The sequence below is a fragment of the Dietzia sp. Die43 genome (genome assembly GCF_024519835.1).
Lineage (GTDB): Bacteria > Actinomycetota > Actinomycetes > Mycobacteriales > Mycobacteriaceae > Dietzia > Dietzia kunjamensis.
The window spans coordinates 48,862-69,827 of sequence record NZ_JALJRF010000020.1; the positions used below are offsets into that span (position 1 = coordinate 48,862).

The following is a 20,966-nucleotide window of genomic DNA, read 5'->3' on the forward strand; positions in this document are numbered from 1 at the left end:
GTGGCCGGGTCACGGTCACGTACCTCTACAACGACGGGGGTACCGGGAATGTTCCCGCGCTGATGATGTCGGTCACGATCCGTCGAGGAAACCCGCTCAGCCCGAGCCGGGGGTCTCCACCAGCAGCGTGAACGGGCCGTCGTTGACCGAATGGACCTGCATCATCGCGCCGAAGACTCCCGTGGCCACCTCGAGGCCGCGTTCGCGCAGACCGTGGACCACGGCGTCCACCACGGGTTCGGCCACCTCGCCCCGAGCCGCTCTCGACCACGACGGCCGCCTGCCCTTCGCGGTCGACCCCATGAGCGTGAACTGGCTGACGACCAGGACGGGGGCGCCCACCTCCGCGGCGCTGCGTTCCTCCCGCAGGATCCGCAGGTCCGAGATCTTGCGGACCATCGTGGCGACGTCGGTCTCGTCGTCGTCGTCCGACACCCCCAACAGGACCAGCAGTCCGGGGCGTGACAGGGCCCCGACGACCTCACCGTCCACCGTCACCGACGCCTCGGTGACCCGGGAGACGACGGCCCTCATCCCGCCGCCCCTGCGGCCACGGCCGCGGCGACCCCCGGGGGCAGGAGGCCTGGCATCCCCGCCGGGACGACGAACCCGTGGAGGAACAGGTCGGCGACCACCCGGCGGACGGGGCCGGCGAGGGCGTCGGGATCCTCCCCGGCACCGACCGCGGCGAGCACCACCAGGTCCTCCAACTGCAGCGCGCCCGTCCGCGCCCCACGCAGGACGCTCGCGGTGAGCGGATCGATCTCGTGGCGCCACCGGGCGCCGGTGACCCGCTCCACCACGACGGTGGACGGACAGGGGGAGCCGACCTCCTCCGGCCCGGCGGGGGCGAGGGATTCGGAGAGGTGGAGGTGGACGTCCGGCGACACTGTGAAGACCGTGGCATCGAGGGCGCGCTCCTGTCCGCCGTGTTGCTCCGCGGCCTCCCGCAGCCACGCCGTGCGCGCGAAGTAGGCCTCCGCCTCGTCACCGAGGCCGTCGCCGAACGGGTGCGTGAGGTCCTCGCACAGGACGGACGACGGCCCGTCGATCCGCCGGAGGTAGACGTAGCCGAACCCGATCCCGGCCACACCCTCCTCGGCGAAGTGGTCCAACCAGGCGTCCGCGGCCCGCGTGGTGGCCTCGTCGCGTGGGTCCATGCCCTCGTCGGTGAGCCAGGTCCACACGTAGAGGCCGGGGTCGGAGACGTCCCGCCTCACGATCCATGCGTCGACGCCCTCGGCCGGCACCCACGACGACACGTGGGCCCGCCAGTCCGAGTCCTCCCGCTCCACCCAGGAGGCCAGCAAAACCGCGGTGCCACCGTCGGCCAGATGCTGAGGCGCGCCCGACACGACCGTCCGACTGGCACCGTCGAGCTTCAGGCCGGACTCGCGGTAGGAGTGCCCGGTCTCGGGCGGGCCCACCACGAACGGGGGATTGGCGACGATACGGTCGAACCGGCGCCCCGCCACGGGCTCGAACCACGGACCGTGCAGGAGCTCCGCACGCTGGCCGTTGATCGCCAGGGTGGCGGCCGCCAACTCGAGGCACCGAGGGGTGATATCGGTCCCGGTGACGGTTCGGGCGGACCCCGACGCGTGGACCATCTGGATCCCACACCCGGTGCCGAGATCCAGGACCGACCCGGTGGTGGACGAGGGCGTGACACGCAGCAGCGAGAGCGTCGCCTGCCCGACCCCCAGGACGTGGTCCGGCCGGGTCGTGGTGTGGACCATCGACCCGTCGACGTCCGCGAACACCCAGCGGGTCCCGTGCCCGGTGTCGACCGGACGCAGGTCGATCTCCGCACGCAGGGAGGCACCGTCGTCGATCGCGGTCCACAATCCGGCAGCGACGCCGTCCCGCACGTCGACCCCGGGCAGGGTCGCGGCGACCTCGGAGCGGGGGAGCGGATCGCCCAGGACGAACAGCCGCACCAGGGTCCCGACCCCCCTCGCGTCACGCGCGTGACGGCGGACCGTCGCGGCATCCGATCTGTCCAGGGCCGAGACCGCCTCGGGCCCCAACGCGCGCTCCAGTCCCTCCACCGTGTAGTCGTGCCGCCGGAACGCCTCGGCCAGCGCGTGCGCGAGTTCGGCGAGGGTCGGGTTCGGGCTGCTCACGTGTCGAGGTCGCTCTCGTCGGCGGACGGGGTGGGATCGGGTGCGGCGTCGGGGGCGCTCGTGTCCCGGGGCGGTGAGTCCGTCCCGGTGAGCCCGGGTGGCAGCGCATACGGGATGTTCGACGACAGGCGACCCGCCGTGTAGGTGCGGGCCTGTCCCTTGGGCAGGGGAGGCCGGTCATTGGCCCCGATGACGGCGATCCACGGAATCGGGATGGACCCCGCCACGATCGCCAGGGCGATCCACGGGTTGTTCCAGAGGGCCAGCGACCCCGCCGCCAGGAAGAGCGCGGGGATCCGGATACTCATCAGCAGGAAGTAGCGCTTCTTCCGGGCCGCCAGCTCGTCGTGGTACGACTCGCGCGCGCCCGTGATGAGAACGGGCCTAGAGGTGTCGTCCCGTTCCCCGGATCGCTGACGGCGGAAGTCGGGTGCCATGGGGCCCAAGGTACTCCGGCGTTGGCGCCGCGACGCCCGGGTGCGGCATCATGAGGGGGTGAGTACCACCCGGACGAAGACACTCGAGCGTCCCGAGGTCACGACGACCGAGGAGACGCAGGACGACGCACCCAAGTTCTTCCACTATGTGGACAAGAGCAAGATCGCCGAGAGCGCGGTCATGGGTTCCTACGTGATCGCCCTGTGCGGTGAGGTCTTCCCGGTCACCCGATCCGCGAAGCCCGGATCGCCGGTGTGCCCGGAGTGCAAGCGCGTCTACGAGACCCTGAAGCCTGGTGAGTGATCCCGGCGCGGTCCCGGGCCCAGACGAACAGACCGCAGAACACTCCACCCCGCCGGCCGGGGGTGCGTCGCTGCGCGCCTGGCAGCGCACCGCGCTGCGCAAGTACCTCATGGCGCGGCCGAAGGACTTCCTCGCCGTGGCGACCCCGGGCGCCGGCAAGACGACGTTCGGCCTGAGAGTCGCCTCCGAACTGCTCGCCGACCGCACGGTCGACGCGATCACCGTGGTGGCCCCCACCGAACACCTCAAGTACCAGTGGGCCGCCTCGGCCGCGCGCGCCGGCATCGCTCTCGACCCCGAGTACTCCAACACCTCGGGCGCGCTCGCCCCGGAATACCACGGCGTGGTGGTGACATACGCCCAGGTGGCCGCGCACCCGTTCAAGCACCGGGAACGCACCGCGTCCAGGCGCACCCTGGTGATCCTCGACGAGATCCACCACGGTGGTGACGCCAAGAGCTGGGGCGACGCGATCCGCGAGGCGTTCGAGGACGCGGAGCGCCGCCTGTCGTTGACCGGCACCCCGTTCCGGTCCGACGACAGTCCCATCCCGTTCGTCACCTACGAGCCCGACGGGCAGGGACACCAGCGCTCCAAGGCCGACCATTCCTACGGCTACGCCGATGCTCTGGCCGACGGCGTCGTCCGCCCCGTGGTGTTCCTCGCCTACTCGGGCGAGGCCCGGTGGCGCAGCAACGCCGGCGAGGAGTTCTCGGCCCGCCTCGGCGAGCCTCTGAGTGCCGACCAGACGTCCCGTGCCTGGCGCGTCGCCCTCGACCCCCACGGTGACTGGATGCCCGCCGTGCTCCAGGCGGCGCACACCCGGCTCCGGCAGATCCGCGCCGGCGGAGTGCCCGACGCCGGCGGTCTGGTGATCGCCACCGACCAGGAGCGCGCCCGCGAGTACGCGGCCCTGCTCACCGAGATCACCGGCACCCCGCCGACCGTCGTCCTCTCCGACGACCCGACCGCCTCGAGTCGGATCGGTACCTTCTCCGACTCCACCGACGAGTGGATGGTCGCGGTCCGGATGGTCTCCGAGGGCGTCGACGTGCCACGACTGAGCGTCGGCGTGTACGCCACCAGTGCCTCGACACCCCTGTACTTCGCGCAGGCGATCGGGCGGTTCGTCCGGTCCCGTCGGCCCGGGGAGACCGCGTCGGTGTTCCTCCCGTCCGTACCCGTGCTGCTGCAACTGGCTTCGCAGATGGAGGCGCAGCGCGACCACGTCCTGGGCAAGCCCCACCGGGAGGAGGGGCTGGAGGACCAGCTGCTCGCCCAGGCGAACCAGCAGCAGGACGAGAACACCGAGGACGACGAGGACCGCGGTTACATCTCCCTCGGCGCCGACGCAGAGCTCGACCAGATCGTGTACGAGGGCTCGTCCTACGGCACGGCCACATTCGCCGGCAGCGAGGAGGAGGCCGACTACATCGGGCTCCCCGGGCTGTTGGGCGCCGACGATGTCAAAGCCCTGCTGCGGCAGCGCGAGAAGGAACAGATCAAGCGCACGTCCGCCCAGTCCGCCTCCGGGGCGGGGTCGGTCGCGGTCGTGGGCGCCGACCCGGCGGTGTCCGGGGCGACCATCCCCGGCAACGCCGCCGGACCCGGCGCGCACGCCGGCGCGGCCGCGGAGCGGGTCGCCTCCGCCGCCGAGCTCAAGGACCTGCGGCGTCAGCTCAACACCCTCGTGTCGGTGTACTCGGGTCGCCTGGGCAAGTCGCACGGGGCGATCCACACGCAGCTCCGCAATGCGTGCGGCGGCCCGCCCGTGCCGATGGCCTCCGCCGAGCAGATCCGCGAGAGGATCACCCTCCTGCGGAGCTGGTGATGTCCGGACCCCGGCTGACAGACGACAGCGGGCCCCTGCCGAGATCTCGGCGGGGGCCCGCTGTTCGCGGTCGAGTCAGTCCAGGTAGTCGCGCAGCACCTGGGAGCGCGAGGGATGGCGCAGCTTCGACATCGTCTTGGACTCGATCTGCCGGATCCGCTCGCGCGTGACCCCGTAGACCTGCCCGATCTCGTCGAGGGTGCGCGGCAGCCCGTCGGTGAGGCCGAAGCGCAGCCGCACCACGCCCGCCTCACGCTCGGACAGCGTGTCGAGGACGGAACGGAGCTGGTCCTGCAGGAGTGTGAAGCTCACGGCGTCCACGGCCACCACGGCCTCGGAGTCCTCGATGAAGTCACCGAGCTGCGAGTCGCCCTCGTCGCCGATGGTCTGGTCGAGCGAGATCGGCTCCCGGGCGTACTGCTGGATCTCCAGCACCTTCTCCGGGGTGATGTCCATCTCCTTGGCGAGCTCCTCGGGGGTGGGCTCGCGGCCCAGGTCCTGGAGCAGCTCACGCTGGATACGCCCGAGCTTGTTGATGACCTCGACCATGTGCACCGGGATACGGATGGTGCGGGCCTGGTCGGCCATCGCGCGGGTGATGGCCTGCCGGATCCACCAGGTGGCGTAGGTCGAGAACTTGTAGCCCTTGGTGTAGTCGAACTTCTCGACCGCGCGGATCAGACCGAGGTTGCCCTCCTGGATGAGGTCCAGGAACGCCATGCCGCGGCCGGTGTAGCGCTTGGCCAGCGAGACGACGAGTCGCAGGTTGGCCTCGAGCAGGTGGTTCTTGGCGCGGACGCCGTCGCGCTCGATCCATCGGTAATCACGCTTCTGCGCGGTGGTGAGCTTCTCCCCGCGCTCGGCGACCTGCGCCTGGAACCAGGTGGCGTACAGGCCGGCCTCGATGCGCTTGGCCAGCTCGACCTCCTCCTCGGCGTTGAGGAGGGCGACCTTGCCGATCTGCTTGAGGTACGCGCGTACGGAGTCGGCGGAGGCGGTCAGCTCGGCGTCCTTGCGCGCCTGGCGCAGGGCCTCCGACTCGTCCTCGTCCCAGACGAAATCGCCCGACGCCTTGTCTTTGGCGGTGGGCTCTTCCTTGGTCTCCTCGTCCGCTTCGACGTCCTCGACGTCGACCTCGACGTCCTCCAGCTCGGAGGTGTCCGGCTCGGCCTCGGGAGCATCGGTCGGCTCTTCGTCGACCTGGTCGCCGTCGACGCCCTCGGGCTTCGTCGGGGCGGCGGTCTTCTTGGCCGCGGTCTTCTTGGCGGCCGCCTTCTTCGCCGGGGCCTTCTTGGCGGCGGTCTTCTTGGCCGCCGTCTTCTTCGCGGGCGCCTTGCGCGCGGCGGTCTTCTTGGCGGGGGCCTCGCCAGCGACCTCGCTGTCCAACGGATCGCCGCTCGCCGCGGAATCCGAACTGGTGGTCTTCGTGGCTGCCACAAACGCCCCTTCACAACCGGTTACTTGATGGGAATCGGGGATCGATGCCGCCTTCTGCAGACACTCGAGCCGTCCGCCTTGCGGTACCGGGCCCGTCCCCGGCCGGTACGTGTTCCCGGCGTGGGCCATTGTAACGAGATTCTTGTCGGGGGGTCGCATCCGGCGGGGTTGGTCCGGGTCAGTCCTCGTTGTCTGGTAGTGCCCCGCCGAGGTCGAGAACGCCCGAATGGCCGGCCGCGTACAGCGCTGCGCCGATGATCCCGGCGTCGCCGCGCCGGACCGCGGCCCGCACCGGGGTCCGGTTCTCGAGGAGAGGGAACCACTCGTCGGCGACCTCGCTGACCCCGCCGCCCAGGACGAAGGCGCGGGGCCACAGGAGGTCCTCGATCGAGCGCAGCACGTTGGACACGTGGGGGGCCCATTCGGCGAAGCTCAGGCCGTCGCGGGACCGGACCGCGGCGGAGGCCAGGTGCTCGGCCTCGTCGAATCCGCGTCCGGCGATGTCCTCGACGATCACGTGACCGAACTCGGAGTTCGGCAGCAGTCTCCCGTCGAGCAGGAGGGCGGAGCCGATGCCCGTACCGAAGGTCAGGAGGATCACCAGCCCGTCGATTCCCTCGCCGGCGCCGTAGTGCACCTCGGTGAGACCGGCGGCGTCGGCATCGTTGAGCATGAGCACGGTGCGGCCGGGGAGATGCCGGTCGAACAGCTCCGCCACGTCGCACCCGATCCACGATTTGTCGATGTTGTGGGCGATCCGCGCCACCCCCTCGTGGATGACGCTGGGCAGGGCGACCCCGACCGGGCCCGTCCAATCGAACTCCTCGGTCATCTCGCGGATGCTCTGCGCGATCGCGTCGGGCGTGGCGGGCTGGGGGGTGCCCCGCACGACTCTGTCCCCGATGAGTTCGCCGCGTGCGAGGTCGACGAGCCCCACTTTGATCCCGGTGCCGCCCACATCGACGCCGAGGCCTGTGGGAGTGCCCGGGGTGCCCGGTGGGAGGTCGGTCGCTGCGGGGGTGGGGACGGACATGTCGGGCTCCTGGGTGGCGGGACGTACACGGGCGCGGCGTGGGTCGTCGGGCGCCCGCGTCGTCGGGGCACGATGGGCGTGGGGCGCCCGCCAGGATATCCGTCGGTCGCGCCGCCGGGCGGGATCATCGCCGGAGGGGCACCGGGTGACGACAGTGGGTGAGGACGATGTGGGATACGAACATGTGGGATACGACCATGTGGGATACGACGACGAGGAGACGCACATGACGGGGCGGGGGACAGACGCGGCGGTGGGCCGACCGGGCCCGGAGTTCATCGACGACTTGCTGGCCCTCGCGCTGCGGTTCGCCTCTTCCGGCGGTGACGTGGCGCGGCGAATGCTGGCCGAGTTCGACACGTCTGGTCTGGACTCGCGCTCCAAGACCTCGGCCACGGATCCGGTGACCGTCATCGACACCTCGGTGGAGCAGCATCTGCGCAAGGAGATCGAGTCCAGCCGCCCGGGTGACCGGGTGCTGGGCGAGGAGGGCGGCGAGGAGTCCGGTTCGGCCGACGCCCCGGGTGGCCGGGGAGGCGTGCGCTGGATCGTCGACCCGGTCGACGGGACCGTCAACCTGCTCTATGGCATCCCGTTCACGGCGGTCTCGGTGGCCGCGGAGGTGGACGGCGTCGTGGTGGCGGGGGCGGTGCACAACATCGTCACCCGTGAGACGTGGTCGGCAGGCCTCGGCCGCGGGGCGACCCTGCGGGAGGCCGACGGCACGTCGAGGGCGCTGCGGACCTCGGCGTGCGTGGACCTGTCCCTGTCACTGGTCGGTACCGGCTTCTCCTACGACGCCGGGATCCGGGCCGAGCAGGGTCGGGTGGTCGCGGGCCTGCTGCCGCGCGTACGGGACATCCGGAGGTGTGGGTCGGCGGCACTGGATCTGTGCATGGTCGCCGGTGGTCGGCTGGATGCCTACTACGAGCGCGGGTTGAAGCCGTGGGACTACGCTGCCGGGGCCCTCGTCGCGGGCGAAGCCGGTGCGATGGTAACCGTGTCGGACGACCCCGCGGTGCCGACGACCGCTGCATCGCCCGGCGTGGCGGAAGACTTCCTCGGTGCGCTCGACCACCTGTCGGCCGGGGTCAACAGCTGACCATGCGGGCCGCGTCGAGTTCGGCGGAGATGGGCTGACGCCCGACCTCGAGTTCGTCGAGTGCCCCCACCGCCTCCGTCGAGTCGGACAACCGCGAGAAGATCGTGCCCAGTACGAGGTCGACCGTGTTGTCCTCACGGCCGTCCCTCACCAGTTGCATGCACGGCGCCGCGAGCGAGAGTGACCGCGCGGCCGCCTGCCCCGCGTCGCCGTAGCGGATCTGTCCGTGGCACTCGAGGGCCTGCCCGTAGATCGGGTCGTTGCCGATGGCGTTCGAGCCGGCGGGCTGGAATCCGCGTTCGGCGAGTTGAGCGGCCACGGCTCCGGCCTGCCCGCTCTGCCCGTTCGCGTTCAGCACGCGGACGCGGGTCTCGTCCAGTAGTGCCGGCTCGACCCCGTCGAGGGCGTCCGCGGGCTGGTCACGGAGGCCCGCGTCCTCGGCCGCGGGGGGTACCGGACACGCCGCGGCCTGTGTGGCGGCGTCATTTCCCCGCAGTGCGGTGGCCCAGACGAGTGCTCCCAGCACCAGCGCCACCACTACGAACAGGACGTAGGCGGAACGCAGACGGTGTATCCCCCGGGTGGGGGTCGGACTCGGTGTCGCCTGGGTGCTGAGGTGGACGACCATGAGGTCCTTTCCTGCAGGTGGACGGAGTGAGAGCCCCTCCGGGCCCTGACCCATCACTGTAAACGCCCGGCGTCTGTCGGCCCGGTCGCCGCACTGGCGGATGCCGCGGATGAAAATGCCGATTAATTCCGTTACTATGCGTGCGCTGGTCGCGACACGACCGGTCCGCGCGCCCCCCACACAGACCCGCAGAAATGAGACTCATGGCAACCGACTACGACGCCCCCCGCCGCACCGAGGCCGACGAGCTCACCGGCGATTCGCTGGAGGAGCTGAAGGCCCGGCGCGCAGAGGGAGCGACCGGCGAGGTCGACGTCGACGAGACGGACACCGCCGAGTCCTACGAACTGCCGGGCGCCGACCTGTCCGGCGAGGAGCTCACGGTGCGTGTCGTGCCGGAGCAGGACAACGAGTTCACCTGTGGTGAGTGCTTCCTGGTGCATCACCGCAGCCGTTTCGCCGAGGAGCGGGACGGGATGCCGATCTGCGTGGACTGCGCCGGCTGATCGACCGCCGGCTACTCCGCCGCGGCTCGGCCGGTCAGCTGTAGTGGTTGTCCGGAAGCGCCGCTGCGAGGCCTTCGGGGTCCCGCGTGCTGATGAGCCAGTACGGGGTGGGATCCATCGGGTCGTCGAGGACGATGATCACCATCGTGGGGATGTATCCCCTGTGGACCACGAAGGCCTCGGGGTCGAGCTGCCGCCCCATCGCGGCCTGCTTGGCGGTGGCGGGCACGACGGCGCTGCGGGCGATGGCGTCGAAGGGCAGGCGGGCGTTGCCCGCATAGAGGGTCCCCCCTCCCTGGCCGTCGGACTCGACCTCGATCTTCACCCGGCCGACGGAGATGAACAGCCAGGCGAGCAGGACGGGGACCACGACGGCCAGCAGCCACAGCCACCACCGCGCTCCGATGACGAGCGCCTGGGCGACCACCACGACGGTGATCACGGCGAGGACGACCCACCACCATGCCGGGACCCGGAGGGTTTCCGAGTGAACCGGGCGCGGAGCGCGATCGGGCGGCGGGCGGAGATCTTCGTCGGTCACGACGTCAAGACTATCGAGCAACCGGGTCGGACCCGGCAGGAGGGCGCGAGCGCCATGAACAATCCGGACGAGTCCAACGGGACCGGTGGAGTACTTCGGGTACGCCGCCTGGACGGGGGTGTGCCCCTGCCGGTCCGGGCCCATGCGACGGATGCCGGTGTCGATCTCCACGCCGCGCACGGCTGCGAGCTGGCCCCCGGACGACGGGCATTGATGGGGACCGGGATCGCCGTGGCGATCCCCGCGGGCTATGTCGGCCTGGTCCACCCACGGTCGGGTCTGGCCGCGCGCGCGGGTCTGTCGATCGTCAACGCGCCGGGAACCGTCGACGCCGGGTACCGGGGGGAGATCAAGGTCAACCTCATCAATCTGGATCCCACCGAACCGGTTCGTATCGGGCGAGGTGACCGCATCGCACAGCTCCTGGTCCAGCGTGTGGAACTGTGGGACGTCGTCGAGGTCGACGAACTCGACGAGACAGACCGGGGTGAGGGCGGCCACGGGTCGACGGGCGGGCATCACCGCCTGCCCTGACCGGCGTCGACCTCGTTGGGTAGCGTCGACCCGAGACGGTCCCGTTCGGGGCAGGGTCGCACGGGGAGAGGATTTCCACCATGTTCGGACGAAAGAAGCCGGTGACCGGGGCCCGCGACGCCACCACGGCCGCCGAGCAGGAGTCGCAGGCCCCCTCCACGACGGGGCCGCATGACCGCTCGTCCGTCGGTGACGTACCCGGGTACTACACCGCGCTCGGATACGGCCACATCGACCTCGGTTCGCTGGTCATCGGCGTCCCCAAGGGGCGGGACCTGAACGTCGCGTTGGATCCCAACGGTCAGCCCGAGTTCCATGTGGTCACCCAGGTCTCGAGGGTCATCCCACGCGCGTTCGCCGCGCCCAAGTCCGCGGGTCAGTGGCGGACGATGGTGACGGGAATGCGCGAGCAGCTCGAGCAACAGGGTGCGGACGTCTCCGTCGAGGACGGGCCGTGGGGGCGTGAACTGGTGGCGGTGATGCCGGGAGCCGTTTTCCGCGCGATCGGGGTCGACGGCCACCGTTGGACCGCCGAGGTGCGGATCATGGCCACCCCCGAGCTGGCGGACCAGGCTGCGGAGGAGGGCCGCGAGGTCTTCCAGCACCTGCTCATCCATCGCGGGGACGGCCCCATGCCGGTTCGTGAGCAGCTACCGCTCACCATTCCGGACGAGATCCAACAAGCACTGACGCAGGCGCAGTCCCAGCTGGCCGCGCAGCAGCAGGCACAGGCGTACCAGCAGCAGATGGCGGCAGGCCAGACCGGCCAGCCCGGCAGTGCCGGCCAGACGCGCCAGCCAGGCCCTGCCGGCCAGACGCAGGCCCAGTCGCCGGCATCGCAGGAGGCTCGGGCATCCCGGAACCCCCAGGCGCAGCCTGCCGCTCCCGCGGCGTCGCCCGCGCCGGACAGTGCCCCCAGGGCGCCGCGGAGAGACGGTAGCGCGATGGACAGGCTCCGTGACGGGGACGACGACCTGTGAGGTTTCCCGACCAGCGAGCGGGGGGGGTGACCGTGCCGTTCCCCCGAACGCTCCGGGCATTGACCGCCCGGCTCACCGATCCGGTGGAAATGCTCGACGCGGCTGACCTCGCCGGCCGGGTGCACCGTACCGGATGCTCGCATGTCGCGACTGTGTCGCGTGGGGATCACGTGACCCTGACGGGGCGTGTCCGCACCGTCCTGACGTGTGGGGGAGAGGACTTCCTCGGTCTCACCGCCGAGGTCTTCGACGGCACGGGCGCGGTCGAGGTGTGTTGGCTCGGGCGACGCACCGTTCCGGGCATCGACACCGGCCGGTGCCTCCGTGTCACCGGACGGGTCGGCGTCCGGCACGGACACAAGATCATGTTCAACCCGCGTTATGAGCTACTGGACGAGCAGCCCCGCACCGCCGTGGAGGAGTCGCGTGACCGAGTCTGAACGGGCGACCCCGCAGAAGACCGGTGCGACGCGCCGGAAATCGTCCTTCGGGGACCCCGACGCGTCCCTGATCGATCAGATGGGCGGGATCCGGGGGCTGGTGTACTCGTCGATCCCGATTCTCACGTTCGTCCCCCTCAACGGGATCTGGGGGCTGACCGCCGCGATCTGGGGTGCGCTGGGCGTCGCCGTGGCGATGTTGGCGTGGTCGCTGGGGCGTCGCGAGAACCCGCAGCCCGCGATCTCGGGTTTCATCGGTGTCGCCATCTGCGTCTTCATCGCCTGGCGGACCGGCGACGCCAAGGGTTATTTCCTCTACGGGATCATCACCCAGGCCGTGTACGGCGCGGCGTTCGCGATCTCCGCGCTCGTCCGCTGGCCTCTGGTCGGAGTGATCTGGGGATTCCTCGACGGCAGGGGGATGGCCTGGCGCCGGATTCCGGCGGCCCGGCGGTGGTATACGGTCGCGACGTCGTTCTGGGCCGGACTGTTCGCCATCCGAGCCGTCCTGCAATACGCGCTGTACCTCAATGACGAGGTCACCTGGCTCGGTGCCGCGCGCATCGGCATGGGATGGCCGTTGGCACTCGTGGCCTTCCTGGGAACCGTCTGGGCGGTCCGACGGGCCTCGACGCACGAGAAGGAGATGCTGCACGAGGCTGACGCTGACGCCGGGGCCCCGGCGTCACCCGAGGACGAGACCGGCGGCGCCTGACGCTCCGCTCCGCGGGACGGGACAGCCCCGGCGACCGGATGGTCGTCGGGGCTGTCCGGTTGCTTCGCGAGCGATGGACGACGTCGGCGGGGGGTCAGACCGCCGCGGTCGCGGCGCGGGAGAAGTCGCTCGGCCCGGTGATCGCCCGGTAGGCGTAGACCGAGGCGAGTGTGGTGACCGGAATCGCCACGAACAGGCCGACGAGCAGTGCCAGCGCGCCCACCACGAGGATGAGGACGTTGAGGAGGGCGAGTGCGAAGAGGTTGCCGGCGTCCGACTTGATCGCGTTGAAGCTCGAGACGATCGCGTCGGTGGCGGTCATGTTGCGGTCGACGACGAAGTACTGCGTCCAGTACAGGAAGAACGCCACGACGAACGCGCCGATGATGAAGCCGATGAGCCCGACGAACGTCGCGATCCCGACGAGGATCGCCGCGACGACGAACCAGCCGAAGTTGTGCAGTTTGAAGAAGTCGCCGATAGCGGGCCTGTGTCCGTCCACCTCGAGCAGGGCGCCGCGCAGGATGAACGCCTGGAACAGCAGTCCGACGACGAAGGAGATGATCTGGGCCGAGAACACCACCCCGAGAGACTCGGAGTTCGCGAGCTGCCCCGCGATACTGCCGACCACCACGCTCGCCAGGGTGATGAGAACCCAGGGCAGCGGGTTGTTCTTGAACAGCTGCCAACCGGCACTGACCGCGTCGGTCGCGGACACCTTGCCCGTCATGACCGGGCCGCCGCCCGGACCGCTCTGCCCGTACGCACCGCCGTAGGCGGGATCGCCGAAGGACTGGTGGCCATAATTCTGCTGGCCGTAGCCCTGTTGCCCGTATGCCTGGCCGGGGTAGGGCTCGTGACCTTGACCCTGCCCCGGGTAGGGCTCCTGGCCGTAACCCTGCCCCGGGTAGGGCTCCTGACCCTGCGTCGGGCCGTAATTCTGGTTCCCGTGGCCCTGTTCCCCGTAACCCCGGCCCCAGTTCGGCTCGCCCGGGCCGGAGTTGGACGGATCGTTCGGAAAGCCGTCCCCTGACGGGGTACCTCCGGTAGTCATGACGTCTCCAGATCGCTAGGTGCGCCGCGAAGGATTTCCCCGGCTCTACATACGAACCTAGTGCCGGGGAGTGCTTTGCGGGAGGGGCAACTCGCCGCGCGCCCGCAACCGGAAGAGACGACAGGGCCCCGCTGACGCGCGGTCAGCGGGGCCCGTGTTCACCGGGGGAGGGTGAGGATCAGATGTTTGCGTCGATCTCGACGGCCTGTGCGACGCCGGCGACGGTGCCGGCGATCTTCACCGCCTCCCAGGCCTGCTCCTTGGTGATGCCCTCCTTGCGGATGACGGCATCGTGAGCGGCAGTACAGTTCTCGCAGCCGTTGATCGTGGAGACGGCCATCGACCACAGCTCGAAGTCGGCCTTCTCCACGCCCGGGTTGGCGATGATGTTCATCCGCAGGCCCATGCGGACCTGGGTGTAGTCATCGCCCAGGAACTCCTTGGCGCGGTAGGCCACGTTGTTCATCCCCATGATCGAGGCGGCGCCGAGGGCGGCGTTGAACGCCTCGTCCGACAGGTGCTGGCGGGCCTCGTCCGCGATCTCTGACAGGACGGTCGCCGACTTGGTCGCAGCGGCGGTGGCGAGGAACGTCCCCCAGAGCTGCTGCTGGTTCAGCTCGGTGGATCGCGCGAGCGAACCCAGGTTCAGCTTGAGATCCTTGGCGAACTCGGGGAGTCCGGACTTCAGATTCTCAATGCTCACTTGATGCCCTCCTGCAGCATGTCCATCTTGTTGATGTTCTTCGTCGGGTCGTTCTTCTGCCAGTTGCAGGCGCAGACCTCGGACGACTGGAGGGCGTCGAGGACGCGGAGAACCTCGTCCACGTTGCGGCCGACAGCGTCCGGGGTGACCGAGACGAACTGGATGACGTTGTCCGGGTCGACGATGAAGGTGGCACGATCTGCGACGCCGTCGGCGTTCTCCACGCCGAGAGCGCGGATGAGCTCGTGCTTGATGTCCGACAGCAGCGGGAACGGCACGGTCTTGAGCTCGTCGTTGGTCGCACGCCAGTTGAAGTGCGCGAACTCGTTGTCGATGGAGCCGCCGAGGATCTGCGTGTCGCGGTCCTGGAAGTCCTCGTCGAGCTTGCCGAACGCGGCGATCTCCGTGGGGCAGACGAAGGTGAAGTCCTTCGGGTAGAAGAAGATCACGCGCCACTTGCCCTCGTAGGACTGGTTGGTGACGGTCTCGAAGTAGTCCTCCGGCTGCTGGGCGTTGACCGCCTGCAGGTCACCGCCCTTGAGTGCGGTGAGTTCGAAATCGGGGAACTGGTCGCCGATGGTGAGAATAGCCATGTGATCCTCCTGAGGATGTGCCTGTGTCGGACGGACGAACCCGACTATGCCCCACTTCCTATGAGAGGTAAAGCCGATGAGAGGTAGATCACTCATAGGATTGTGCAAATAATCATCGACTTCTGGTTATCGCCGGGCATAGACTCATCGACATGGCCGATCATCGGTTCGTTCCGAGTCTCATGCAGCTCCGGGTGTTCCTCGCGGTGGCGGAGCGGCTGCACTTTCGTAGCGCCGCGGAGGACCTCGGCATGAGCCAGCCCTCGCTGTCCCAGGCCCTGGCGACGCTGGAGGACGGGCTCGGTCTCCACCTGGTCGAGCGCAGCACCCGCTCCGTCCTCGTCACCCCCGCGGGTCACCGGCTCCTGCCGTACGCCCGGGCCGCGGTGACCGCGATGGACGCGGTGGCGGACGCGGCGGCGGGAAGCGACGGGCCGTTGTTCGGCTCGCTGCGCATCGGGGTCATCCCGACGGTGGCTCCCTATCTCTTGCCCGGGCTGCTGCCCGCACTGGGGGAGCGGTTCCCGGACCTGCGACCGAGGGTCGTCGAGGATCAGACGGCCAGGCTCCTGGACGGACTCCGGAGCGGCGTGATCGACCTGGCGATCATGGCCGTCCCCACGGACGCTGTGGGGGTGGCCGCCACGCCGCTGTACAGCGAGCCCTTCGCGCTCCTCGTGCCCGCGGATCACGAACTCGCGGGCAGAGAGGGGTTGCCCTTGGAGATCCTCGTCGACCAACCGCTGTTGATGCTCGACGAGGGGCACTGTCTGCGCGAACAGACGGTGGAACTGTGCCGCCGGGTGTCCGCCCCCGTGTTGGGCAGAGGGGAGTCCCGAGCCGCATCGCTGACCACCGCGGTTCGGTGTGTGGCGGGTGGTCTGGGCGTGACGCTCGTCCCCGAGTCCGCGGTCGGTCCCGAGACCCGGGATCCGGGGATCGCGGTCGCGAGGTTCGCTGATCCCGTCCCGGGCCGCACGATCGGATTGGTACTGCGCAGCGCCACCGCGGGAGCGGAAGCCTACGGCGAGTTCGGCAGAGTCGTCGCCGAGGTGGCCGTAGACCAGTTCGACGCGGCCCCGGTGTGACGAGTCCTCAGCTCACGTCCTCAGGTCACCAGATCGCCCACGGGGGACGCCAGGTCCTCCAGTGTGTCGACGGCGGCGAGGAATCTCGACCTGAGGCCCTGTGTGCGCTCCGTCCACTTCTTCTGGAACGCGACGAACTCGGCCCGACCCTCGCTGGTCTCCACCCGGATCGGTTGGAGCCCCCAGGAGGACAGATCGTAGGGGGAGGACCGCATGTCCACCTCCCGCGCGTCGAATGCCGCCGCGAGGGAGTCCAAGAGTAGTTCCCCCGGTGCTCCCGCCTCCACCGTCGCGGTGTGGGCGTAGATGTCCATTCCGGCGTGGAGACAGGCAGGCTGCTCCAGTCGGAGTTGGTCGTCCCGGGTCAGCGAATCCTGGTTTCGGGGGACGGCGGCATCGGTGAAGAAGCGGAAAGCGTCGAAGTGCGTGCACCGCAGGCGGGAACCTCGGACGACCTCGTCGATCCGCTCGTGTGGGAGCCGCAGGGGTACCCGGCCGTGCCGGACGTCCCCCTGTCCGGTCTCGTACAGCATCGCCCATTCGTGCAGACCGAAGCATCCGGTGGCGCCCCGGCGGGACGCGGTGGACGCGATCACGTCACGTGCCCGTGTGATCCTGCCGCCGGCGCGTCGCCACACCGAGGGTGCGTCGACCACGAGCCCCTCTCGGCCGGCCACACTCTCCCGGCGGTAGTGGCGCCAGTCCTGACGTTCGGTCAGGTGGGCGTTCTCCAGTAGGACACCCGGGCCCGGGTGCCACCGTCGGACGGTGGCGACGCTGGTCCGGTAGTACGTGAAGAGGAAGTCGACGACCGGGTGTTGCTCGCCCCTGCGACGTCGCTCCAGGTGGTCGGTGGTGAGACGGTCGACCCTGTCGTGGTGTCGCTGTTCGCGAACGCGCCACAGCTCTTCGGGAACGACGACCGGGGCACCGACTCGATGACGGTTCCGTCGCCGCGCCGAGGTCACGAGCGTTTCTTCCGTTTGGGGCGGTGAACCCGGGACTGCGTCGGACGTCGGGGTTGCGAGGGGCGGCGGGACCGCTCCGACGGTGCGGGTGCCCTGCGGGTACGTGGCAGGACGATCTCCGGGCCGAACAGCGCGTCGATGACCCGCTCCGCGTCGGACCGGGAGGTGTCGACGATCTCGACCGTCATGCCGGCCGAACGTGCCTGGTCGGCGACCTTGGCGACCTCGAAGGGACGGAGAACCGCGGCGACGACGCCGGCCCGGGCGTCGCCTCGACCGGTTCTCCCGGAGCGGTGGACGAGGTCGTCCATCGAGTGCGGTGGGCCCACGTGCACCACGTGTCCGATGCTGTCGATGTCGAGGCCCCGCCCCGCCAGGTCGGTGCTCACCAGGACCCTCACCGCGCCCGATGCCAGATCGGCGAACGCGGCCGCCCGGCGGGTGGGGGAGGCGGACCCCGCGACCCCGGCAGCGGTGACGCCGGTGTCGGCGATTGCCGAACGCAGGGGCTCCACGGCGTCCCGTCTGGGGACGAAGAACAGGCCACGGGTGCACCGTGCCGCCAGGCGGACCACCAGACGGTCCGGGTCCGGGGTCGAGAGCACCACCAGTCGACGAGGTGCCCCGGCCGCCTCGGAGTCGCCGCGGGTGGGGGCCGACGACGGGAGCGGTGAGTGCTCCACGCGGTGCACCCGGAGTCCCGGGCGTGTGCGTTCCAGAATCGACTCGATGTCGTCGTCGGCCGTGGCGGTGGTCGCCACGAGGCCCGCGCCGACGCAGTCGGCGAGAAGGGCCTCTGTCTGCTCGGCGAAGGACGGACCCAGCAGTTGATCGGCTTCGTCGAGCACCACCAGGTCCACACCGTCCAGGGACAGGGCCGAGGCGCGCACCAGGTCGGCGAGACGCCCGGGGGTCCCGACGGCCACGTCGACCGGAGCTATGAGCGCGCGCCGGTCCCGTTTGAGGGGTTGTCCCCCGACGAACGAGGCGATCTTCAGCCCGGCGCCCGCGCCCACCGCGGCGAGGACCTCGGCGTTCTGCTCGGCCAGTTCGCGAGTGGGGGCGACGACCAGGGCGCGGGGCCGGCCGGTCAGGCTCGGTGACCCGGCGAGGCGGTGGGCCACCGCGATGGCGAACACCAACGTCTTGCCCGATCCGGTGGGGGCGACGGCCAGGAGGTTCGCGCCCCCGACGGCATCCGCGAGGGCGGCGGCCTGGATCGGGGTGGGCGTCCCCGGAACCAGACCCGACACGGCGTGCCGGATCGGGACCGCGACTCCCAACTCCTCGAGCAGGCGGCCCAGTTCCCCGGGCCGCGGGCCGGTCAGGCCCGCACCTCTGAACGGTCGCCGCTCCAGAGGGTGTGGTAGCTCCCCTCTCGATCGGTGCGCTGGTAGGTGTGCGCGCCGAAGAAGTCACGCTGGCCCTGGATGAGCGCGGCCGGCAGGCGTTCGGTCCGGAGGCCGTCGTAGTAGGCCAGGGCGGCGGAGAACCCGGGTGCGGGGATCCCTGCGGTCACCGCGGTCGTCACGACCCGGCGCCAACTGTCCACGCAGTCGGACAGGGCCTCGGCGAAGTACGGCGCGGCGAGGAGTGAGGGGAGATCGCCGTTCTCGGCGTACGCCTCGCGGATGCGGTCGAGGAACGTGGCGCGGATGATGCAACCCCCGCGCCAGATGGTGGCGAGGTCACCGCGCGCCACGTCCCAGCCGTGCTCGGCGTTGGCAGCGGTGATCTGATCGAACCCCTGGGCGTAGGCGATGACCTTGGACGCGTAGAGCGCCTTGCGCACGTCCTCCACGAAATCGGGGCCGATCCCGGCGGGAGTGGATACGGAGCCCGCGGGCAGGGCCCGACCGGCTTCGCGCTGCGGAACCGAGCTCGAGAGGGCTCGCGCGAACACCGCCTCGGCGATACCGGTGACGGGGACGCCCAGGTCGAGAGCGGACTTGACGGTCCAGCGACCGGTGCCCTTCTGTCCGGCCCGATCCACGATCACGTCCACCAGGGGGGCGCCGGTCTCGGCGTCCACCTGGGCGAGGACCTCGGCGGTGATCTCGATGAGGTAGGAGTCGAGTTCGCCTGTGTTCCAGTCGCGGAATGTATCGGCCATGGCGGCCGGCTCGATCCCGGCCACGCCCCGGAGGAGATGGTAGGCCTCGCCGATGAGCTGCATGTCCGAGTATTCGATGCCGTTGTGGACCATCTTGACGAAGTGCCCCGAGCCGTCCTCGCCGACATGGGTACAGCAGGGGATGCCGTCGACCTTCGCCGAGATGTCCTCGAGCATCGGCCCGACGACCTCATAGCTGGAGGCCGGGCCGCCCGGCATGATGGACGGTCCCTCCAGGGCCCCTTCCTCGCCGCCGGAGATCCCGGCACCGATGAACCGGATTCCGCGCGCGGCCATGGCCTTCTCGCGCCGGATGGTGTCCGTGTACAGGGAGTTGCCACCATCGATGATGATGTCGCCCTCGTCGAAGGCATCGGCGAGCGCGTCGATCACTGCATCGGTGGGTGCGCCGGCCTGGACCATGACCAGTGCCCGACGGGGGGAACGCAGCGCTGCCGCGAACTCCTCGATCGTCTCGGTGCGGACGAAGTCCCCGTCATCGCCGTGCGCGCCGAGCAGTGCGTCGGTCTTCCCCGCGGAGCGGTTGTGGACGGCGACCGTGTACCCGTGCCGGGCGAAGTTGCGGGCGATGTTCGAGCCCATGACGGCGAGACCGGTCACACCGATATCGGCGGTTCCGGCAGTGTCGGAGGTGGGCGTCGCGCCTTCGCGTTCAGTACTCATGGTGTTCAGAGTAGTCGACGCCCCCCGGCCGGTCGGACCTGCGGTGATGGGTACCGACACTCACCGCGTGGCTGAACACCACCTGTGTTCTTGCTGACAGATCAGACGTGCACTGAGTGCACCGTTTGGCCGAACCGGGCGAAATCCCTTGGTTACGGACGGGTGTCTGTTGTAACACTTAATACCGGCCGGATGACCTGGGCCACTGCGGATCGGGGGGTCGGATCGCGGTGCCGGGACGTACTTCGTAGGGACGGACCGGCCGTGTAGAGGAACCGACTAGGGGGAAGACCAGACATGACCGGCTCAACGCTGCCCACGCAGTTGATGGGGACACGCACCGTGTTCGACGACACGGTCGAGGCGCTCGGCGGCTTTCGCGCGGGCTATCCCAAGTTCTACTCGATCGCTGATCTGGGCACGCAGTCGCGACGTCGGTGGGTGCCGCTCGAGCAGGCGGTCGACAGCGGGCGGGTGGAACTCATGTTCCGCAACCACTTCGCGGAGTCCGGCGATATCCGTTTCTCGACCTATCTCGTGGCGGAGGCATTCACCCACGGCGTCCTCGGCAGGGCCGTGGCCAGTTTCGTCACCATCGGCAGGGTGTGGGACACCGGCGCCGAGAACATGGCCGTGCGAACCGACATCGAGGGCGGCCTGGACTGGGCGGGCGTCCGCGACACCACCCTGAGGGTGCTGCCCGACGACCCCGTCGCGGGTTCGCCCGGCACCGTGATCCTGCCCTGCGAGCAGGCATTGGCGCAGTGGCTCGCCTGCCGGTCGCGCGCGACACTGACGACGGTGTTCGAGGGGCTGTCGGCGGTGAGCAACTGCAGTGTGGAGACGCCGTGGTCGATGGCGGGCGAGTGCGTCCTCGGCGCCGCGACGATCGTTCCCACGTTCGCGGAGACCAGTCAGGAGACCGGCTACCGTCGCGGGCAGATGGTCCTGCAGGCTCTCCACGACTCGGGCCTGGCGGTCCGGCGACGGAGCCGGCTCCCACGCACCCCCGGTGCCGGGCCGATCCCCGTGCGGGACCGCGGTTGGCGATCGGTCCGCTGAGCGTCGTAGGCGCGCTGCGCGTCGAGGGAGTCGCGACGGGCGCCCGTCCCCGCGGGTAACGTTCCGTCCCGGACGCCCGGGCTCGCC

Annotated in this window: 23 protein-coding genes; 10 read left to right on the forward strand and 13 right to left on the reverse strand. The window is 70.0% G+C overall.

What is annotated here, in order from left to right; genetic code table 11:
- Positions 1 to 96: 96 nt before the first annotated feature.
- Genes dtd through NR111_RS15805 form a run of 3 tightly spaced genes read right to left on the reverse strand, consistent with a single transcriptional unit; the run spans position 97 to position 2,563 of the window.
- Complete coding sequence (gene dtd, locus NR111_RS15795; protein WP_067715834.1) at positions 97 to 534, reverse strand: D-aminoacyl-tRNA deacylase; 438 nt, start codon at positions 532 to 534, stop codon at positions 97 to 99.
- On the reverse strand, positions 531 to 2,126 hold the full coding sequence (locus tag NR111_RS15800) for a class I SAM-dependent methyltransferase (RefSeq protein ID WP_256821355.1): 1,596 nt from the start codon (positions 2,124 to 2,126) through the stop codon (positions 531 to 533). Before NR111_RS15800 ends, dtd begins: the two co-directional genes overlap by 4 nt.
- Entirely contained in the window at positions 2,123 to 2,563 is a 441-nt protein-coding gene (locus NR111_RS15805; RefSeq protein WP_132063283.1) for a DUF3099 domain-containing protein, read from the reverse strand. The genes NR111_RS15800 and NR111_RS15805 overlap by 4 nt, the downstream gene beginning before the upstream one ends.
- A 58-nt stretch (positions 2,564 to 2,621) precedes the next feature.
- Between NR111_RS15805 and NR111_RS15810 the strand changes: the two genes are divergently transcribed.
- Together NR111_RS15810 and NR111_RS15815 are read left to right on the forward strand one after the other, a co-directional pair.
- Entirely contained in the window at positions 2,622 to 2,867 is a 246-nt protein-coding gene (locus tag NR111_RS15810; RefSeq protein WP_017837712.1) for a DUF3039 domain-containing protein, read from the forward strand.
- Positions 2,860 to 4,698: a DEAD/DEAH box helicase gene (locus NR111_RS15815; protein ID WP_067715840.1), complete on the forward strand. Its 1,839-nt coding sequence runs from the start codon at positions 2,860 to 2,862 to the stop codon at positions 4,696 to 4,698. Before NR111_RS15810 ends, NR111_RS15815 begins: the two co-directional genes overlap by 8 nt.
- Positions 4,699 to 4,773: 75 nt before the next feature.
- Here NR111_RS15815 and NR111_RS15820 read toward each other — a convergent pair whose 3' ends face one another.
- Both NR111_RS15820 and ppgK read right to left on the reverse strand, forming a co-directional pair.
- Positions 4,774 to 6,135, reverse strand: a complete 1,362-nt coding sequence (locus NR111_RS15820; RefSeq protein WP_120283123.1) for an RNA polymerase sigma factor — start codon at positions 6,133 to 6,135, stop codon at positions 4,774 to 4,776.
- 178 nt (positions 6,136 to 6,313) lie between these two features.
- Positions 6,314 to 7,168, reverse strand: coding sequence for a polyphosphate--glucose phosphotransferase (gene ppgK / locus NR111_RS15825; RefSeq protein WP_256821357.1), 855 nt, complete (start codon positions 7,166 to 7,168; stop codon positions 6,314 to 6,316).
- A 226-nt stretch (positions 7,169 to 7,394) separates the two neighbouring features.
- On the opposite strand from ppgK, the gene NR111_RS15830 reads away from it, so the two are divergent.
- A complete protein-coding gene (locus NR111_RS15830; protein WP_154830742.1) occupies positions 7,395 to 8,270 on the forward strand; it encodes an inositol monophosphatase family protein in 876 nt (291 codons plus the stop codon).
- Here the strand turns inward: NR111_RS15830 and cei are convergent.
- Positions 8,260 to 8,898 carry an envelope integrity protein Cei gene (gene cei, locus NR111_RS15835; protein WP_256821359.1) on the reverse strand — a complete coding sequence of 213 codons (639 nt, stop codon included), beginning with the start codon at positions 8,896 to 8,898 and terminating at the stop codon, positions 8,260 to 8,262. The two genes, NR111_RS15830 and cei, sit on opposite strands and share 11 nt — an antisense overlap.
- A gap of 203 nt (positions 8,899 to 9,101) precedes the next feature.
- On the opposite strand from cei, the gene NR111_RS15840 reads away from it, so the two are divergent.
- Positions 9,102 to 9,404 carry a DUF4193 domain-containing protein gene (locus tag NR111_RS15840; protein ID WP_067715850.1) on the forward strand — a complete coding sequence of 101 codons (303 nt, stop codon included), beginning with the start codon at positions 9,102 to 9,104 and terminating at the stop codon, positions 9,402 to 9,404.
- 34 nt (positions 9,405 to 9,438) lie between these two features.
- Here NR111_RS15840 and NR111_RS15845 read toward each other — a convergent pair whose 3' ends face one another.
- Complete coding sequence (locus NR111_RS15845) at positions 9,439 to 9,945, reverse strand: DUF3093 domain-containing protein (RefSeq protein ID WP_067715853.1); 507 nt, start codon at positions 9,943 to 9,945, stop codon at positions 9,439 to 9,441.
- A gap of 54 nt (positions 9,946 to 9,999) precedes the next feature.
- On the opposite strand from NR111_RS15845, the gene dut reads away from it, so the two are divergent.
- The 4 genes from dut (at position 10,000) to NR111_RS15865 (ending at position 12,614) form a co-directional block, all read left to right on the forward strand.
- On the forward strand, positions 10,000 to 10,479 hold the full coding sequence (dut, locus tag NR111_RS15850) for a dUTP diphosphatase (RefSeq protein WP_256821360.1): 480 nt from the start codon (positions 10,000 to 10,002) through the stop codon (positions 10,477 to 10,479).
- A gap of 80 nt (positions 10,480 to 10,559) precedes the next feature.
- Complete coding sequence (locus NR111_RS15855) at positions 10,560 to 11,459, forward strand: DUF3710 domain-containing protein (RefSeq protein WP_256821361.1); 900 nt, start codon at positions 10,560 to 10,562, stop codon at positions 11,457 to 11,459.
- Positions 11,460 to 11,629: 170 nt separating this feature from the next.
- The gene (locus NR111_RS15860; RefSeq protein WP_227022268.1) at positions 11,630 to 11,899 is read left to right on the forward strand and encodes a hypothetical protein; all 270 of its coding nucleotides are present in this window, start codon (positions 11,630 to 11,632) and stop codon (positions 11,897 to 11,899) included.
- Between the two features lie 79 nt (positions 11,900 to 11,978).
- Complete coding sequence (locus NR111_RS15865; RefSeq protein ID WP_069388906.1) at positions 11,979 to 12,614, forward strand: DUF3159 domain-containing protein; 636 nt, start codon at positions 11,979 to 11,981, stop codon at positions 12,612 to 12,614.
- A gap of 94 nt (positions 12,615 to 12,708) precedes the next feature.
- Here NR111_RS15865 and NR111_RS15870 read toward each other — a convergent pair whose 3' ends face one another.
- The 3 genes from NR111_RS15870 to NR111_RS15880 all read right to left on the reverse strand — a co-directional run bounded on the left by NR111_RS15870 (position 12,709) and on the right by NR111_RS15880 (position 14,964).
- The gene (locus tag NR111_RS15870; RefSeq protein WP_256821373.1) at positions 12,709 to 13,668 is read right to left on the reverse strand and encodes a hypothetical protein; all 960 of its coding nucleotides are present in this window, start codon (positions 13,666 to 13,668) and stop codon (positions 12,709 to 12,711) included.
- A gap of 178 nt (positions 13,669 to 13,846) precedes the next feature.
- Entirely contained in the window at positions 13,847 to 14,371 is a 525-nt protein-coding gene (locus tag NR111_RS15875) for a carboxymuconolactone decarboxylase family protein (RefSeq protein ID WP_067717410.1), read from the reverse strand.
- Positions 14,368 to 14,964 carry a peroxiredoxin gene (locus NR111_RS15880; protein WP_067717408.1) on the reverse strand — a complete coding sequence of 199 codons (597 nt, stop codon included), beginning with the start codon at positions 14,962 to 14,964 and terminating at the stop codon, positions 14,368 to 14,370. The genes NR111_RS15875 and NR111_RS15880 overlap by 4 nt, the downstream gene beginning before the upstream one ends.
- 152 nt (positions 14,965 to 15,116) lie before the next feature.
- On the opposite strand from NR111_RS15880, the gene NR111_RS15885 reads away from it, so the two are divergent.
- Positions 15,117 to 16,052, forward strand: coding sequence for a hydrogen peroxide-inducible genes activator (locus tag NR111_RS15885; protein ID WP_067717406.1), 936 nt, complete (start codon positions 15,117 to 15,119; stop codon positions 16,050 to 16,052).
- Positions 16,053 to 16,072: 20 nt separating this feature from the next.
- On the opposite strand, the gene NR111_RS15890 is transcribed toward NR111_RS15885, so the two are convergent.
- The 3 genes from NR111_RS15890 to gndA are packed head-to-tail and all read right to left on the reverse strand — an operon-like array spanning position 16,073 to position 19,817.
- On the reverse strand, positions 16,073 to 17,020 hold the full coding sequence (locus NR111_RS15890; protein ID WP_256821362.1) for a hypothetical protein: 948 nt from the start codon (positions 17,018 to 17,020) through the stop codon (positions 16,073 to 16,075).
- On the reverse strand, positions 17,017 to 18,303 hold the full coding sequence (locus NR111_RS15895) for a DEAD/DEAH box helicase (protein ID WP_240341283.1): 1,287 nt from the start codon (positions 18,301 to 18,303) through the stop codon (positions 17,017 to 17,019). The genes NR111_RS15890 and NR111_RS15895 overlap by 4 nt, the downstream gene beginning before the upstream one ends.
- A 41-nt stretch (positions 18,304 to 18,344) precedes the next feature.
- Entirely contained in the window at positions 18,345 to 19,817 is a 1,473-nt protein-coding gene (gene gndA / locus NR111_RS15900) for an NADP-dependent phosphogluconate dehydrogenase (protein WP_154830675.1), read from the reverse strand.
- 297 nt (positions 19,818 to 20,114) lie between these two features.
- Between gndA and NR111_RS15905 the strand changes: the two genes are divergently transcribed.
- The gene (locus NR111_RS15905; protein WP_256821364.1) at positions 20,115 to 20,879 is read left to right on the forward strand and encodes a hypothetical protein; all 765 of its coding nucleotides are present in this window, start codon (positions 20,115 to 20,117) and stop codon (positions 20,877 to 20,879) included.
- The last annotated feature ends 87 nt before the right edge of the window (positions 20,880 to 20,966 follow it).